Source organism: Bacillus sp. SJ-10 (assembly GCF_002843505.1).
Lineage (GTDB): Bacteria > Bacillota > Bacilli > Bacillales > Bacillaceae > Bacillus > Bacillus velezensis.
In genome coordinates this window covers 367566-383393 of the sequence record NZ_CP025258.1, presented here as the reverse complement: position 1 = coordinate 383393, position 15828 = coordinate 367566, and the positions used below count along the sequence as shown (strand labels likewise).

General features: G+C 48.2%; 15 protein-coding genes. 14 read left to right on the top strand and 1 reads right to left on the bottom strand.

Going from position 1 to position 15828, the window contains the following annotated elements; all coding sequences use genetic code 11:
• The first annotated feature begins 36 nt into the window (after nucleotides 1-36).
• From CXL14_RS01895 to CXL14_RS01880, 4 genes are all read left to right on the top strand, one after another.
• Nucleotides 37-1716, top strand: a complete 1680-nt coding sequence (locus CXL14_RS01895) for a glycoside hydrolase family 13 protein (protein WP_088056335.1) — start codon at nucleotides 37-39, stop codon at nucleotides 1714-1716.
• 185 nt (nucleotides 1717-1901) lie between these two features.
• On the top strand, nucleotides 1902-2861 hold the full coding sequence (locus CXL14_RS01890) for a metal ABC transporter substrate-binding protein (RefSeq protein WP_029973931.1): 960 nt from the start codon (nucleotides 1902-1904) through the stop codon (nucleotides 2859-2861).
• Nucleotides 2862-2915: 54 nt separating this feature from the next.
• On the top strand, nucleotides 2916-3611 hold the full coding sequence (locus tag CXL14_RS01885) for a metal ABC transporter ATP-binding protein (protein WP_003156655.1): 696 nt from the start codon (nucleotides 2916-2918) through the stop codon (nucleotides 3609-3611).
• Nucleotides 3569-4408 carry a metal ABC transporter permease gene (locus tag CXL14_RS01880; RefSeq protein ID WP_007409044.1) on the top strand — a complete coding sequence of 280 codons (840 nt, stop codon included), beginning with the start codon at nucleotides 3569-3571 and terminating at the stop codon, nucleotides 4406-4408. Before CXL14_RS01885 ends, CXL14_RS01880 begins: the two co-directional genes overlap by 43 nt.
• A gap of 43 nt (nucleotides 4409-4451) precedes the next feature.
• Here CXL14_RS01880 and CXL14_RS01875 read toward each other — a convergent pair whose 3' ends face one another.
• Nucleotides 4452-5447, bottom strand: a complete 996-nt coding sequence (locus CXL14_RS01875; protein ID WP_014416842.1) for an LLM class flavin-dependent oxidoreductase — start codon at nucleotides 5445-5447, stop codon at nucleotides 4452-4454.
• A 275-nt stretch (nucleotides 5448-5722) separates the two neighbouring features.
• Between CXL14_RS01875 and CXL14_RS01870 the strand changes: the two genes are divergently transcribed.
• The 10 genes from CXL14_RS01870 to CXL14_RS01825 all read left to right on the top strand — a co-directional run bounded on the left by CXL14_RS01870 (nucleotide 5723) and on the right by CXL14_RS01825 (nucleotide 15823).
• Nucleotides 5723-6319, top strand: coding sequence for a TerD family protein (locus CXL14_RS01870; protein ID WP_014416843.1), 597 nt, complete (start codon nucleotides 5723-5725; stop codon nucleotides 6317-6319).
• Nucleotides 6320-6342: 23 nt separating this feature from the next.
• A complete protein-coding gene (locus CXL14_RS01865; protein WP_003156648.1) occupies nucleotides 6343-6924 on the top strand; it encodes a TerD family protein in 582 nt (193 codons plus the stop codon).
• A 32-nt stretch (nucleotides 6925-6956) separates the two neighbouring features.
• Complete coding sequence (locus tag CXL14_RS01860) at nucleotides 6957-7535, top strand: TerD family protein (RefSeq protein ID WP_003156645.1); 579 nt, start codon at nucleotides 6957-6959, stop codon at nucleotides 7533-7535.
• A 38-nt stretch (nucleotides 7536-7573) separates the two neighbouring features.
• Nucleotides 7574-8347 (top strand): TerC family protein, encoded by a 774-nt coding sequence (locus CXL14_RS01855; protein WP_003156644.1) that lies wholly within the window; start codon nucleotides 7574-7576, stop codon nucleotides 8345-8347.
• A 72-nt stretch (nucleotides 8348-8419) separates the two neighbouring features.
• Nucleotides 8420-10042: a YceG family protein gene (locus CXL14_RS01850; protein WP_014416844.1), complete on the top strand. Its 1623-nt coding sequence runs from the start codon at nucleotides 8420-8422 to the stop codon at nucleotides 10040-10042.
• Nucleotides 10043-10048: 6 nt separating this feature from the next.
• Entirely contained in the window at nucleotides 10049-11137 is a 1089-nt protein-coding gene (locus CXL14_RS01845; RefSeq protein WP_007609246.1) for a toxic anion resistance protein, read from the top strand.
• Nucleotides 11138-11252: 115 nt separating this feature from the next.
• The gene (locus tag CXL14_RS01840; RefSeq protein ID WP_014416845.1) at nucleotides 11253-12455 is read left to right on the top strand and encodes an MFS transporter; all 1203 of its coding nucleotides are present in this window, start codon (nucleotides 11253-11255) and stop codon (nucleotides 12453-12455) included.
• A gap of 381 nt (nucleotides 12456-12836) precedes the next feature.
• On the top strand, nucleotides 12837-14093 hold the full coding sequence (gene opuAA, locus CXL14_RS01835; RefSeq protein WP_003156640.1) for a glycine/proline betaine ABC transporter ATP-binding protein OpuAA: 1257 nt from the start codon (nucleotides 12837-12839) through the stop codon (nucleotides 14091-14093).
• Complete coding sequence (opuAB, locus tag CXL14_RS01830; RefSeq protein ID WP_003156639.1) at nucleotides 14094-14942, top strand: glycine/proline betaine ABC transporter permease subunit OpuAB; 849 nt, start codon at nucleotides 14094-14096, stop codon at nucleotides 14940-14942. It begins immediately after the preceding gene.
• Nucleotides 14942-15823 carry a glycine betaine ABC transporter substrate-binding protein gene (locus CXL14_RS01825; protein ID WP_014416846.1) on the top strand — a complete coding sequence of 294 codons (882 nt, stop codon included), beginning with the start codon at nucleotides 14942-14944 and terminating at the stop codon, nucleotides 15821-15823. Before opuAB ends, CXL14_RS01825 begins: the two co-directional genes overlap by 1 nt.
• Nucleotides 15824-15828 lie beyond the last annotated feature (5 nt).

Sequence of the window (15828 nt, the reverse complement as noted above, 5' to 3'; positions counted from 1 at the left end):
AGGAAATGGTTCTCTAAAAAACAGGAGGGCCGCAAGATGGCAAGTGACTGGTGGAAAGACGCCGTTGTCTATCAAATCTATCCGCGAAGCTTTCAAGATACGAACGGCGACGGCATAGGCGACCTGCGGGGGATTATCGCGCGTCTCGATTATATAAAAGAACTTGGCGCTGATGTGATATGGATCTGCCCGATTTACCCGTCGCCAAACGTTGATAACGGCTACGATGTGACGGATCATCAAGCGATTATGGAATCCTACGGAACGATGGAGGACTTTCACAATCTGCTTACAGAATGCCGCAGCCGCGGATTAAAGCTTGTGATGGACTTCGTCTTAAATCATACATCCACGGAGCATCCTTGGTTCAAAGAGGCGGAAATGAATCCGGACAGCAAATACCGCGATTATTATATTTGGCGGCCGGGCACCGCGGACGGCCCGCCGACCGATTGGGTGTCGGATTACGGACAATCCGTCTGGCAGTACGAAGAACATACGGGCGAATATTACCTGCATATGAACGCCGTCAAACAAGCCGATCTGAATTGGGAAAATCCCGAGGTTCGGCAATCAGTATACGAGATGATGAGATTTTGGCTCGATAAAGGCGTGGACGGATTGCGAATAGACCAGCTTCATCTTCTGTCAAAAAAAGAATATTTGCCGCCATATGAAGATTACATCGCCCGCCGGGCCGATCCGAAGCCTTTCCGGCCAAACGGGGCACGGATACATGATTACTTAAAAGAAATGACGAAAGAGGTATTTTCCAAATATGACGTGATGTCAGTCGGCGAGGCCGGATCAGTGACGCCTGAGGAAGGGCTCGTCTACACGGGAACCGATGAGCATGAACTGAATATGATTTTTCATTTTCAGCATATGGAGCTTGATCAAAAGCCGGGCCAAGAGCATTGGGATGTAAAACCGCTTGAGCTGTCCGATTTAAAGAAAGTGCTCACAGACTGGCAGGAAAAACTGGAACATCAAGGCTGGAATACGCTGTATTGGTGCAATCATGACCAGCCCCGGATCGTATCCCGTTTCGGAGACGAAAGCACATACCGCAAAGCATCCGCCAAAATGCTTGCCGCCCTGCTTTATTTCATGAAAGGCACGCCGTACATTTACCAGGGAGAAGAAATCGGCATGACAAACGCTCCGTTTGACAGAATAGAGGATTATCAAGATATTCAGACCGTCAATATGTATCATAAAAGGGTATTTGAAATGGGCCGCAACAGAGAAGAAGTCATGGCGTCCATTATGGCGAAAAGCCGGGACCATGCCCGTACACCGATGCAGTGGGACGGCAGCAAGAATGCCGGATTTACGGAGGGCGAACCGTGGCTGAAGGTCAATCCCAATTACAAAACCGTCAATGCGGCCGAGGCTCAGGATGATCCCGATTCTATATTGAACTTTTACAAAAAACTGATCCGCCTGAGAAAACAGTATGCTGATATCATAAAAGGCAGCTACACGCTGCTGCTTCCTGATGACCCGCAGCTGTTTGTATATGAAAGACAGGCAAACGGACAAAAACTCATGTCCATCAGCAACGTATCGAAAGAAGAAGCCGCCTTTTATTGGCCGGACGGCTCCGAACCTGAAAGGGCCGAGCTGCTTCTCAGCAACTATGAAAATGACGGCGGCACGGAATCCCGCATCACATTCCGCCCATACGAAACAAGAGTTTATCTGCTTGCCTGATATGTGATACGACGCCCCCGTCCATACATGGCGGGGGCTTTTTAGGTAAATCGGATATCAATTTAGAAAAAAATATCTTGCAAAACGTAATTACTTCGTTTTATTATGGTATAGGTAACAAATGAACGAGAAAGTACGCTTTGGAAATCGTCATCATTCTGATTTACAGAACAGGGGGAAACGGCTTGTTTAAAAAATGGAGCGGAATCATTGTCATTGCGGCATGCTTTTTAATCGCGGCGGGCTGCGGCAATTCATCTTCAAAAGGTTCGTCAGGTTCTTCGAAAAGCGGCAAACTGCACGTCGTGACGACCTTTTATCCTATGTATGAATTCACGAAACAAATTGTCAAAGACAAAGGCGATGTAGACATTCTCATCCCGTCTTCGGTCGAACCCCATGATTGGGAGCCGACGCCGAAGGATATCGCCGGCATTCAAAACGCCGATCTTTTCGTATACAACAGCGAATATATGGAGACATGGGTTCCTTCAGCGGAAAAAAGCATGAGCTCTGATCATGCGAAGTTTGTAAAGGCGTCAAAAGGAATTGACTTACTCGAAGGTTCGGATGAAGAGGAAGAGGAACATGGACACGGCGGTCATGACCACAGCCACAGCATGGACCCTCACGTGTGGCTCAGCCCGGTTCTTGCGCAAAAAGAGGTCAAAACCATTACGGCGCAGATCGTAAAACAGGACCCGAAGAATAAAGCATACTATGAGAAAAATAGTAAAGAATATATTGCAAAACTGCAGGATCTTGATAAACTATACCGTACAACATTAAATAAAGCGGCGAAAAAAGAATTGATCACACAGCACGCGGCATTCAGCTATCTCGCCAAAGAATACGGCTTAAAACAAGTCGCGATTGCAGGCCTTTCTCCTGAAGAAGAGCCAAGTGCGGCCAAACTGGCGGATCTCAAAACGTTTGCCAAAAAGCATGATGTGAAGATCATCTACTTTGAAGAAGTTGCATCGCCTAAAGTTGCAGATACACTTGCCGGTGAAATCGGCGCGAAAACGGAAGTGCTCAATACACTGGAAGGTTTAAGCCAAAAAGAACGGGATAAAGGCATCGGTTATATCGACATTATGGAGAAAAACCTTGATGCACTGAAAGATTCGCTATTGGTTAAATAACATAGTGTGCGCCGCGGGGTGCACACTATTTCTATGCGGGAAAGGAAGGTCAGCATGAATCTCGTTACATTACAAGATATCGTTTTTGGTTATTCGCATACACCGGTGCTTGACGGCGTGTCGCTGGAAATCAAAAGCGGCGAATTCGTCGGCATTACAGGACCGAACGGCGCGTCAAAATCGACGCTCATGAAAGTCATGCTTGGCATGCTCAGACCTTGGGAAGGAACGGCCGAGATCAGTAAAAAAAACGCTGCCGGAAAACGCCTGACAATCGGCTATGTTCCGCAGCAGATTTCTTCATTTAACGCAGGATTCCCAAGCACAGTTCTGGAGCTTGTGCAATCAGGCCGTTATACGAAAGGAAAATGGTTTAAACGATTGAACGAAACGGATCACCACGAGGTGGAAAACGCGTTGAAGATGGTGGAAATGTGGGATTTCCGCCACCGGAAAATCGGCGATTTATCCGGCGGACAGAAGCAGAAAATCTGCATTGCGAGAATGCTTGCAAGCAATCCGGATCTGCTGATGCTTGATGAGCCGACAACCGCGGTTGATTATGAAAGCAGACAGGGTTTCTACGAATTTATGCACCATCAGGTGAAAAATCACAACCGCACCGTCGTCATGGTGACACACGAACAAAACGAAGTACAGCAGTATCTGGATAAAGTCATACGGCTTGAGAGGGGGGAAAAAGGCGGATGGAAATGTTTGACTTGGAATTCATGCGACGAGCTTTTCTAGCGGGAAGCATGATCGGAATTATGGCGCCGATATTAGGCGTATATCTCGTGCTGAGAAGACAGGCGCTGATGGCGGATACGCTGTCTCATATTTCATTGTCGGGCGTGGCCATCGGTTTTTTTCTCAGTACCAATATTACGGCGGCGAGCATCGTTGTCGTCACGATCGGAGCGATCGGCATTGAATACATGCGGCGGGCGTACCGTACATATTCAGAGGTATCTATCGCAATCTTAATGGCGGCCGGGCTGTCGTTTGCGATGTTTCTGATCAGCCTGTCAAAAGGCGGCGCGTCGATGAGCATCGATCAATATTTATTTGGATCGCTTGTCACGGTCAGCCAGCAGCAGGTCTATATTATCGGAGGCATTACCCTGCTGATTCTGCTTTATTTTATTATACTAAACAGACCGCTCTACCTGCTTACCTTTGACGAGGCGACGGCTAAGACATCAGGCATTAACACAAACCTCCTGTCAATGTCATTCAGCATCGTGACGGGGCTGGCGATTTCGGTCATTATTCCGATTATCGGCGTGCTGCTCGTTTCCGCGCTCCTCGTACTGCCCGCGGCTTTTGCAATCCGTATTGCCAAAGGGTTTAAATGGGTGTTTGCGGCGGCCATTATTATTTCTCTTTTCAGTGTGTTCATGGGGCTGACGTCTTCGTACCAGCTCGGAACGCCTCCGGGGCCGTCAATCACTTTACTGTTAATCATTCTGCTTCTGCTCGGGTTTACGCTGCAGGGGATTTGGAATGCGTTTAAAAAAGGAAAAGAACGAAAAAACCGCCGTTAAGCGGTGCAGCAGTCTCATCTGCTGCTCCGTTTGACGGCTTTTTTTACAGAAATATATCAGCAAGACGCTCATATGACTCTTTTTTTGCTTCGAAATCAAAGACGTTGCACAGCACCATTATCTCTTTTGTCTGATACCGCTCGGAAAGTTCAAGCAGACGGCGTTTCACTGCGGCAGGAGAGCCGACCACCATCCGCTTCCTGTTTTCTTCTATCTGTTTACGATCCTCCGGCGAATACGGATAAGCCTTCGCTTCTTCCACACTCGGCACGCGGCTGTCGGCGCCTTTTCCGACACGAAGAAGCCATAAATCCTGGCTTAAGGCGAGTTCTTCCGCTTTCTCATCCGTAGCCGCGCATATGACGAAAATGGCACAGAGCGAGGCGGGAGCGGAAAAATGGGCGGAGGCCCGGAAATGGTCCCGATAGATCTGAAAAGCTTTTTCCCCGCGTTCCGGATTAATGAAATGGCCGAAGACATAGCCCGCACCTTGAAGAGCGGCGCGTCTGGCGCTGTTTTCCCCGAGTCCGAGCACCCAAAGCTGCGGAGCTGTTTCAATCAAAGGCGCTGTTTTTATTCCTGCATAAGCATGGTTCGAGGGAATCGAATCTGTCAGAAAGGATGATAAATCCTCAAGCTGCCTGTTGAATTCGGTCATGCTTTTCTTTACCCCGTCTGTGAGGGCGAGCCGGATTTTCGTTGTGCCGCCCGGTGAGCGTCCGACCCCGAGGTCAATCCGGTTCGGATGCAGCGCCTCAAGCTGACGGAAAGTTTCCGCGACTTTATAGGGGCTGTACTGCGGCAGCAGCACGCCGCCTGATCCGACACGGATGGACGTTGTGGCTGCGGCGGTATGAGCGATCATAATTTCCGGCGAAACGCTTGCGAGCCCTCTTGTGCCGTGATGCTCGGCAAACCAGTACCGCTTATAGCCCCATCCTTCACTGAGGCGGGCGAGCTCCGCTGAACGGCGGAGCGTCTCGTGCGGCCCGTTTCCTTTGGATACGGGCGCCTGATCAAGTATGCTTAAATCAATCACTCGTCTGCCCCTTTCCTGACATGTATTGATACAAGGATAGGAAAAATGTTCAGTCCCCGTCAATTTCTTTGTTTTCTCTATTCTCTCCGGAACGAAGGAGAATATAGGAAGTGATTTTTCGCCGTTTTTCGCCAAAAATTCTTATGTTTTATGAAACTTTGATATAATAAAAGACGTATATCTTAATAAACACCGGGATTCTTGTCCTGGAATTTAGTAAAAATGCGCACTTGCGGCGTGCTTAGCGGCACCCTTACAGAATAGGAGTGAATCATATGGCGATCTCTTTACAAAAAGGACAGCGGATTGATTTAACAAAAGGAAAAGCCGGCCTGTCAAAACTGCTGGTCGGACTCGGCTGGGACCCTGTATCATCCGGGGGCTTTTTCGGAAAGCTGTTCGGCGGAGGCGGTGCCAATATCGACTGTGACGCTTCCGTACTGATGCTTGAAAATGATAAAATGACAGACAGCAAAAACGTCATCTATTTCGGCAATCTGAAAAGCCGGTGCGGCGGTGTCGTACATACGGGTGACAACCTGACGGGTGAAGGCGACGGCGATGATGAACAAATTCTCATCGATTTAGCGAAAGTGCCCGCTCAGATTAATAAACTTGTGTTTGTCGTCAATATTTACGACTGCGTCAGACGAAAACAGGACTTCGGCCTGATTCAAAACGCGTTCATCCGCGTTGTTGATCAGGCTAATCGCGAAGAACTGGTGACTTACAATTTAAGAGATAACTATTCAGGCAGAACGAGCCTGATCGCGGCTGAAATCTACCGCCAGGACGGCGAGTGGAAATTCGCCGCAGTAGGAGAAGGCACAAACGATACAAAAATCGGCGATATCGTTAACCGATACGCCTAAACGATAAAAAGGAGAGTGCACTCATGGCAATTTCATTGGCAAAAGGACAAAAAGTAGATTTGACTAAAACAAATCCGGGTCTTTCTAAAGTCGTTGTCGGCCTTGGCTGGGATACAAACAAATACGACGGCGGACATGACTTTGATTTAGATTCCAGCGTCTTTCTATTAAATGAAGCAGGAAGATGCGCGTCGCCCGATGATTTCATTTTCTATAATCAGCTTGAAGGCGGAAACGGCTCTGTCGCACATTCAGGCGACAACCTGACAGGCCAGGGCGAAGGCGATGACGAAAGCGTAAGGGTCAACCTGAGCGCGGTGCCTGCCGCTATTGACAAAATTTCATTCGTCATCACGATTCATGAAGCGGAAGCGCGCGGCCAAAACTTCGGACAAGTTTCCAACGCGTTCGTGCGCATTGTCAATGAAGAAACAAATGAAGAGCTGATCCGTTATGATCTGGCTGAAGATTTCTCAATTGAAACAGCCATTATCGCAGGGGAGCTTTACAGACATAACGGCGAATGGAAATTTTCCGCGATCGGCTCAGGCTACCAAGGCGGACTGGCCCGTATTGCGACAGATTACGGCCTGCAAATCGGCTGAACCATATCAAACACAGAAGGGAGAGACAGCACATGGCTATTCAATTGGCGAAAGGACAGCGTGTTGATCTGACAAAAACGAACCCCGGTCTTACAAAAGCGGTGATCGGCTTAGGCTGGGATACGAACAAGTACTCCGGAGGGCATGACTTTGACCTTGACGCGTCGGCTTTTCTTGTCGATGCCCATGACAACTGTGTAAATGATCTTGATTTTGTTTTCTACAATAACCTGGAACACCCGAGCGGGGGCGTCATCCATACGGGAGACAACCGGACGGGCGAGGGCGAGGGAGACGATGAACAAATTATCGTCGACTTCTCAAAAATACCCGCAAATATTGAAAAGATCGGCATCACCGTCACGATTCATGATGCGGAAGCGCGCGGCCAAAATTTCGGACAAGTGTCTAACGCGTTCGTGCGCGTCGTCGATGAAAACAGCCAGAATGAACTGCTTCGTTTCGATTTAGGGGAAGACTTCTCGATTGAAACGGCGGTTGTCGTTTGTGAGCTTTACCGCCATGGGGCTGAGTGGAAGTTTAACGCCATCGGCAGCGGGTTTTCCGGCGGTCTGGCATCACTTTGCCGGAATTACGGCTTGCAGGTGTAAGCAGGAAATTACCGTTTTACTAAATAGGAGGAAAAAACTTGGATTTTCTACATCATATTATGTCGACCTACGCTTCCTTTTTTGATTGGAAAATGTGGGGTGAGGTGCTGACTGACCCTGTATCATGGGGGCTGATCGGTTCCTTGGTTCTGCTGGAAGGGCTGCTGTCGGCCGACAATGCGTTAGTGCTTGCGGTTATGGTAAGGCATCTGCCTGAAAAACAGCGGAAGAAAGCATTAACATACGGATTGTTCGGGGCATATATTTTCCGTTTTATCTTTATCGGGATCGGAATGCTGCTCATTAAGTTCTGGTGGATCAAAGTGCTTGGCGCGCTGTACCTGGCTTGGCTCGTCATTAAGCATTTCTGGATCGGAGAAGGTGATGACGATACGGAAGGCATGAAGAAAAATTCATGGATGGTCCGTACGTTCGGAATTTTCTGGGCCACTGTCGTTTCAGTTGAGTTAATGGATCTGGCCTTCTCTGTTGACAGCATTCTGGCCGCGTTTGCGGTATCGGAAAAAGTGTGGGTGCTCTTGATCGGCGGTATGCTCGGCATTCTCATGATGCGTACAGTCGCAAAAGTATTCCTTGTTTTAATTGATAAAATCCCTGAGCTTGAAAACACGGCTTTCGTGCTGATCGGGATTATCGCCGTGAAAATGGCGGCGAGCGCCTTTGATTATGAAATGCCGCACGTTGTGTTCTTCGGAATCATCATCGCTGCGTTTGTGGTAACGTTTATTATCCACTATTTCAACAAACAAAAGCAGGTTCAGGAGCAAACGGCTGCATCTAAAGAAGAATAAAACAAAAAAGGAGGGAGAGTTCATTTCCTTCCTTTTTTGTACCGATAATCATGAAGAGAAAGGAGGAAGATGATGAGGCAGGAAGAATTGGTGATCCGAAAGGCCGAGCCGGAAAACGATGACTGGGAAACGTTTCTGATGCGGCCGCTGCCGGAACGTCCCGGTTACGAGCGGGAAAACGGGCTGGCGTTTACCCGGCTTGCCGTCCGGATTTTGGGCACTCCTTATGATGAGACGGAGTATTACAATAAGCTTTTCGAGCTGTCTTCTCATGAAAACATCCATGTGTTAAGCGAGACGCTGGATAAGACAATCGCGCCTGAAACGTTTCAGGCGCTCCAGCACATCCATTCGGTCAATCAAAAAGAGAAAGGGCTTTCGGTTTCCAGATTTGTCGCGTTTCTCGATGGGGGCAGGCTGCTTGCCAAACATGCTGATCCGCTTATGCACCGCCGGCTGAGAACCGCGTTTATGACGCTTTTGGAAACCTTTGCGGATCGGCATGAAAACGGGCTGAATCATCCCGATTTCCGGCGTGTGCTCTTGGATGTGTCAAAGTTTTCGCTGAACCACCTGAATCCATGGCTCGAACAAGCCGATATAGAGCGTGAGATGCCGAAGGTGGTGTGGTATGGAGACGCTGCCAAAAGCCAGCTCTATTTTCTCTATTATCTCATGCTGATCGGCTGTGACGTCCTATTGTTTCATCCGGCTGCGGAAGATCCGTTCAGCTTGATTGATCCGGATGAGGAACTCAGCTTTGTGATAAAGCTCCCCGCAACAGGCGGCCTTGAGCCATTCCCGAAAGAAAAGCCGGACAGAACGTCCACGACGGCCTACCGGTCAACGAAAGAAATTGAGCATGTGCTGAACCATGAGGAATCTATGATGTATAAGCCTTGGCAGTTCAGGGATCATACCCCGCAGTCCGTGACATTAAAAACGACGTATGATGAGTTATTTCTCATTGCGAAGGAGCGGGCGTTTATCCGGCCGCAATTTAAAGCGGACAGGGAGCGGGTGGCCGTTCCGAACCTTTTTGCGAAAGTGATGGGGGTTTCCAAAGATACGAAAGAATATTGGAACAGACTCCATACCGCCGCGGACTATCAGGAGACACATATGATCCGCAGTTTTCCGTTTACGGAAGAGCTGAAAGCCAACTACCAGTATCACTACAGTCAGGTTTTGAACGAAGAAGGAGCGATTAACGCGGAAAGGCTTAAAAGAAGCAACATCTGGCAGTACAAGCACCTCCCGTCAGGCGTGCAGAACGCCATCGCCAATGTGATTTCTGACATGTGCAGAAACCCAGGGCTGAAGGCTTTGCCCGGCGAGCAGGCAAGGGATGCCGCAATCTATTTGTTCCGCCAGGCGACGAACCTGCCCGCTTCGCTGCTGCAATTGATTCAGACGTTTGATTACGCCCAAACCGTTCCGAAACTCGTTTTATATCATACGGAACAAAATGGCGAACTCACACGTTCTGACGCCGCCGCTCTGTTGTTTTTAAATAAATTCGGCGTCGATATCATCTTGTATAATCCGCCGGGCCATCAGGACATTGAGCATTATATTGAAGAAAGCCAATTTGATGTCCATTGGCTGGAGGACATGGTGTTTCGGCAGGAATATAAGGAGCCGTCACTCGTAAGAAAGCTGTTTAGAACCATTACGCAAAAGCAGGGAGAGTAAATAAACATGACAGAAAATCAAAATCCGCTTGTTCTTGATAAAAATGAAGAGATTTCTGAACAAAAAGCAGATGACATCAGGGTGCAGCTGCGCCAAGACCCTGAGGTGCAGCGTATTTCGCAGCAGATTGATGTGAAAAACCAAATGGAGCTGCTGGAGTACGGAAAAGAACCGGCAGTTGAAATCTCGAAGTTCTCCGACCGCATCTTAAATATGATGAAAACAACAAGTGTCACGGATTCAGGCACAATGCTGACGCAGCTCGGAAAAATCATGGACCGTTTCGACAAAAATGATTTCGATGAACCAAAAGGATTTCTCGCTAAAATGTTCAAACGCGGCAACAGCATGATTGAAAAGATTTTTCAAAAGTACCGCACCCTGGGCGGAGAAATTGAAAAAATCCACGTCGAAATTTCAAAATACAAAGATGAAATGGCAAAGACGAACCATACGCTAGAAGAGATGTATGAAAACAACATTAACTACTACATGGAGCTTGAAAAGTATGTCGTTGCCGGGCAGATGAAGCTTGAGGAAATGCAGGCGCTCATTCCTTCTTATGAAGAAAAAGCGGCAGGCGGAAACCAGCTTGCGCAAATGCAGCTCGATACGCTTCGTGACGGGCTTCAGGCGCTTGAGGAACGTGTCTATGATTTAGATATGGCGCGGATGGTGGCGCTGCAAACGGCGCCGCAGATCCGCCTCCTTCAGCGCGGAAATACGAAGCTCATCGGGAAAATCAATTCCGCTTTCGTCATTACGATTCCGATTTTCAAAAACGGCATCATTCAGGCTGTCACAGTCAAACGGCAAAAGCTTGTGGCTGATTCAATGAGCGAGCTTGACCGCCGCACGAATGAAATGCTGAAGCGCAACGCTGAAAATATTTCAAACCAAAGCGTGGAGATTGCCCGTATGGCAGGCCGTCCGAGCATTGACATTGAGACGATTGAAACGTCTTGGAACACGATTGTCAGCGGTATGCAGGAAACGAAACAGATCGAAGAAGAGAACAGACGTATCAGAGAAGACGGCGCGAAACGGATTCAACAGCTTCAGGATAATATTAAAAACGCAGTCTTAAAGAATTAACACACACCCCGCTTGCTTACGGCAAGCGGGATTTTTTTGCGAAAAAAGATAATGACAATGTGTAAAGACAGGTGTAAACTTATACGGTAATCATTTTCGATTTGAGGTGCTGCTTATGAACAAACAACCTGCCGTCACTCCGCGAAAACTTCTGGCGATTGCCGGAATGGGCTGGCTGTTTGATGCGATGGATGTCGGAATTTTATCGTTTATTATCGCCGCGCTTCACACTGATTGGAATTTAACACCCGATCAAATGAAATGGATCGGAAGCGTCAATTCCATCGGTATGGCAGCGGGCGCCTTTGTATTCGGAATGCTGGCCGACAGGATCGGCCGGAAAAAAGTGTTTATGATCACGCTGTTATTCTTTTCTGTCGGAAGCGGCATATCCGCTTTCGCAACGGGATTGACGGTTTTTCTCATATTGCGTTTTCTGATCGGAATGGGGCTTGGCGGGGAACTGCCTGTCGCCTCGACGCTCGTGTCAGAAGCGTCCGCTCCCGAAAAGCGGGGACGGATCATCGTGCTGCTTGAGAGCTTTTGGGCCGCGGGCTGGCTTCTTGCGGCGGTGATTTCCTACTTTGTCATACCGTCATTCGGCTGGCAGGCCGCGCTGCTCTTAACGGCGCTGGCCGCGTTTTATGCGCTGTACTTGCGGAAAAGCCTTCCGGAATCACCGGCGCATCAGGCATTGCCGCAGAAAAAAAGCATACGCGGGCAGGCGGGAAGTGTCTGGACGAAACCGTATATCCGGCCGACGGTGCTGCTGTCTGTCGTTTGGTTCTGCGTTGTCTTTTCATATTACGGCATGTTTTTATGGCTGCCGAGCGTGATGCTGATGAAAGGCTACAGCATGATTGAGAGCTTCGAATACGTCCTTCTGATGACACTTGCTCAGCTTCCCGGATATTTCTCTGCGGCGTGGCTGATCGAAAAAGCGGGGCGGAAGACCATCTTAGTCATCTATTTGCTCGGAACGGCGGGCAGCGCTTATTTCTTCGGTGCCGCGGATTCATTGGCCATGCTGCTCACAGCGGGCATGCTGCTGTCCTTCTTCAATCTCGGCGCATGGGGCGTGCTTTACGCCTATACACCGGAGCAGTATCCTGCGGCGATCCGTGCGACCGGTTCCGGCACAACGGCGGCTGTCGGCAGAATCGGCGGCATTTTCGGTCCGCTTCTCGTCGGATCGCTTGCAGCCCGGAACGTTTCGTTTACAGCAATTTTCGCCGTCTTTTGTGCGGCCATCCTGGTTGCTGTCATCACCATTATTATTCTCGGAAAAGAAACGAAACAGACAGAGCTTGCGCAATGAGCACCCTTTTGAGGTGCTTTTTTTAGTGAGCTGTCTGTTGGCAGACCTATATTTTTCCTTAATATCCCTTATTTTTAGGAGGGGAAAACTTCTTTTTCCGGGACAATGTCGCAAAAAAATTCTTGTATTTGTAAAAAAAGGATAGGAAATCAGTTTGCAGCACATTCGATGGAAACGTTCTCAAGCCTGATAAAAGCCCGGTTTCCTTTATAATTTATCCTCAATAAGGAGGATTAGAGAGTATTTAGAAGCATACCAGAGGAAAATAAGACACAGGGATGTTTTTAAAGTAATGATACAAAATAAAAGGGATTATGATGTTTGTTTGACTTATTACAAACGTGTTACGGTATTAAAGATTGCTTATTATGGAGGGAAAATATGAATTTGGATGAGAAACCAATTAAGATAAAAGTCGAAAATGTATCTAAGGTTTTCGGAAAACAGACAAAAAAAGCCATTCAGATGCTGTCCAGCGGAAAAAACAAAAAAGAGATCCTGAAAGCGACCGGATCAACCGTTGGTGTCAATCAAGCAAACTTTGATGTATATGATGGGGAGATATTTGTCATCATGGGTCTATCGGGGAGCGGTAAATCAACTTTAGTTCGGCTGTTAAACCGGCTTATTGAACCGACTGCCGGGAATATTTATATTGATGGTGACATGATAACAAATATGTCAAAAGACCAGCTCCGGGAAGTGCGCCGGAAAAAAATCAGCATGGTCTTTCAAAAATTTGCGCTGTTTCCGCACAGAACAATTCTTGAAAATACGGAATACGGCCTGGAGCTTCAAGGCGTCGACAAAAAAGAGCGTGAGCAAAAAGCGCTTGATTCGCTTAAACTTGTCGGTCTTGAAGGCTTTGAACACCAATTTCCTGATCAGCTCAGCGGAGGAATGCAGCAGCGTGTCGGACTTGCCCGCGCATTGACGAATGATCCTGACATTCTTCTGATGGATGAAGCTTTCAGTGCGCTTGATCCGCTGATCCGCAAAGACATGCAGGATGAGCTTTTAGACCTTCATGACTCTGTCGGCAAGACGATCATCTTCATCACGCATGATCTTGATGAAGCATTGCGCATCGGCGACAGAATCGTGCTGATGAAAGACGGTAACATCGTTCAGATCGGGACGCCTGAAGAAATTCTGATGAGCCCGTCCAATGAATACGTTGAGAAATTCGTTGAGGACGTTGATTTATCCAAAGTTCTGACAGCGGGCCACATCATGAAGCGCGCTGAAACCGTGCGGATTGACAAAGGGCCTCGTGTAGCGCTGCAGCTCATGAAGAATCTCGGTATTTCTTCTATTTACGCCGTTGATAAACAGAAACAGCTTCTCGGCGTCATTCACGCGGCGGATGCGAAAAAAGCGGTGGAATCCGACTTATCGCTTCAGGATATTTTAAATACTGAATTTACGACTGTGCACGAAAGCACGTACTTGACGGAAATTTTCGATGTCGTGTCTGATGCGAATATTCCGATCGCCGTCACGGACGATAAGGACCGCATGAAAGGCATTGTCGTGAAAGGCGCATTAATCGGCGCGCTTTCAGGAAATAACGATTATATAAATGTTGAAGATTCTGCTGAACAAGCTCAGGATTCTTCTGTTCAGGGGGTGAAGTAAATGGACAGATTGCCTAGAATTCCGTTAGCAGATATCGTTGACCGGTTTGTTGACTGGCTTACCATGACGTTCGGAGGTTTCTTTGACGGAATCTCAAACGGTTTGGCCGCTTTCGTAAACGCGATTGTGAGCGGTTTGGGTTTCATCCCGTCTATTTTATTGACTGTTATTTTTGCAGCTCTCGCTTGGTGGATCAGTACGAGAGGAATTGCACTCTTTACGTTAATCGGATTCCTTGTTATTGATTATTTGGGTTATTGGTCGCCGATGCTGCAAACGTTGGCGCTTGTCGTCACATCTGTTTTGATTTCCATTATTATCGGGGTTCCGATCGGCATATGGGCGTCTCAGAAAGAAACGGTCCGCCGCATTGTCACACCGATTCTGGATTTAATGCAGACCATGCCGGCTTTCGTATATCTGCTGCCTGCGATTTTCTTCTTTAATATCGGGGTTGTGCCAGGCGTCGTGGCATCTGTTATTTTCGCAATGCCTCCGACGATCCGCATGACGGTTCTCGGTATTAAACAAGTTCCGGCTGATTTGATCGAAGCGACGGAAGCATTCGGTTCAACGACGTCTCAGCGTCTGTTCAAGGTGCAGCTTCCGCTTGCCACAAAAACGATTCTTGCCGGTATTAACCAAAGCATCATGCTTGCTTTATCAATGGTCGTTATCGCGGCCATGGTCGGTGCGCCGGGTCTCGGTTCTGAAGTATACAGCGCCGTGACACAGTTGAAAACCGGTGTCGGAGTGGAAGCGGGTATCGCGATCGTCATCGTAGCGATTACACTCGACCGTATCACGCAAAACATTAAAGTGAAGAAGAAGAGCAGGGGGAATGCCTGATGCTTAAGAAAATCATCGGTGTCGGCGTTACCGCTGCGCTGGCTCTTTCTTTGGCTGCCTGCGGTTCGCAGACTGATGGTAAGGCAACGGCTGCGGACCAGGTGAACAAAACCATTATCGGTATTGATCCGGGATCGGGGATCATGGCCCTGACGGATGAGGCCGTGAACGATTACGGATTGAAAGACTGGAATGTCGTCACGGCGTCAAGTGCTGCCATGACGGCGACATTGAAGAAATCATATGACCGGAAAAAGCCGATCATCGTAACGGGCTGGACGCCGCACTGGATGTTCTCCAGATACAAGCTGAAGTTCCTTGATGATCCGAAAAAAACGTACGGAACTGCCGAGCAGATTCATACGATTACAAGAACCGGCTTCAGTAAGGAACAGCCTAACGCGGCCAAAGTTCTCAGCCAGTTCAAATGGACGCAGGACGATATGGGAGAAGTCATGATTGCCGTTGAGGAAGGCGAAAAGCCGGCCAAAGCCGCTGCTGAATATGTGAAAAAACACAAAGATCAAGTAGCTCAATGGACAAAAGGCGCTCATAAAGTCAAAGGGGATAAAATCAACCTGGCTTATGTGGCGTGGGACAGTGAAATCGCAAGTACGAACGTGGTCGGAAAAGTATTTCAAGACCTCGGCTATGACGTGAAGCTGACGCAAGTGGAGGCAGGACCGATGTGGACTGCGATTGCGACAGGCAGCGCGGATGCGTCATTGTCTGCTTGGCTTCCGAATACCCATAAGGCATATGCGTCTAAATATAAAGGCAAATATGAAGATGTAGGAACGAGTCTGACAGGCGTCAAGATGGGTCTGGTCGTTCCTCAGTATATGAAAAACGTCAATTCAATTGAAGATTTGAAGAAGTAATGAAG

Excerpts from the sequence above, each read along its gene's own strand:
- CXL14_RS01845 (WP_007609246.1), top strand. The coding sequence starts at position 10,049 with ATGACAGAAAATCAAAATCCGCTTGTTCTTGATAAAAATGAAGAGATT.
- CXL14_RS01895 (WP_088056335.1), top strand. The coding sequence starts at position 37 with ATGGCAAGTGACTGGTGGAAAGACGCCGTTGTCTATCAAATCTATCCG.
- CXL14_RS01870 (WP_014416843.1), top strand. The coding sequence starts at position 5,723 with ATGGCGATCTCTTTACAAAAAGGACAGCGGATTGATTTAACAAAAGGA.
- CXL14_RS01880 (WP_007409044.1), top strand. The coding sequence starts at position 3,569 with ATGGAAATGTTTGACTTGGAATTCATGCGACGAGCTTTTCTAGCGGGA.
- CXL14_RS01850 (WP_014416844.1), top strand. The coding sequence starts at position 8,420 with ATGAGGCAGGAAGAATTGGTGATCCGAAAGGCCGAGCCGGAAAACGAT.
- CXL14_RS01825 (WP_014416846.1), top strand. The coding sequence starts at position 14,942 with ATGCTTAAGAAAATCATCGGTGTCGGCGTTACCGCTGCGCTGGCTCTT.
- CXL14_RS01885 (WP_003156655.1), top strand. The coding sequence starts at position 2,916 with ATGAATCTCGTTACATTACAAGATATCGTTTTTGGTTATTCGCATACA.
- CXL14_RS01860 (WP_003156645.1), top strand. The coding sequence starts at position 6,957 with ATGGCTATTCAATTGGCGAAAGGACAGCGTGTTGATCTGACAAAAACG.
- opuAA (WP_003156640.1), top strand. The coding sequence starts at position 12,837 with ATGAATTTGGATGAGAAACCAATTAAGATAAAAGTCGAAAATGTATCT.
- CXL14_RS01840 (WP_014416845.1), top strand. The coding sequence starts at position 11,253 with ATGAACAAACAACCTGCCGTCACTCCGCGAAAACTTCTGGCGATTGCC.
- opuAB (WP_003156639.1), top strand. The coding sequence starts at position 14,094 with ATGGACAGATTGCCTAGAATTCCGTTAGCAGATATCGTTGACCGGTTT.
- CXL14_RS01865 (WP_003156648.1), top strand. The coding sequence starts at position 6,343 with ATGGCAATTTCATTGGCAAAAGGACAAAAAGTAGATTTGACTAAAACA.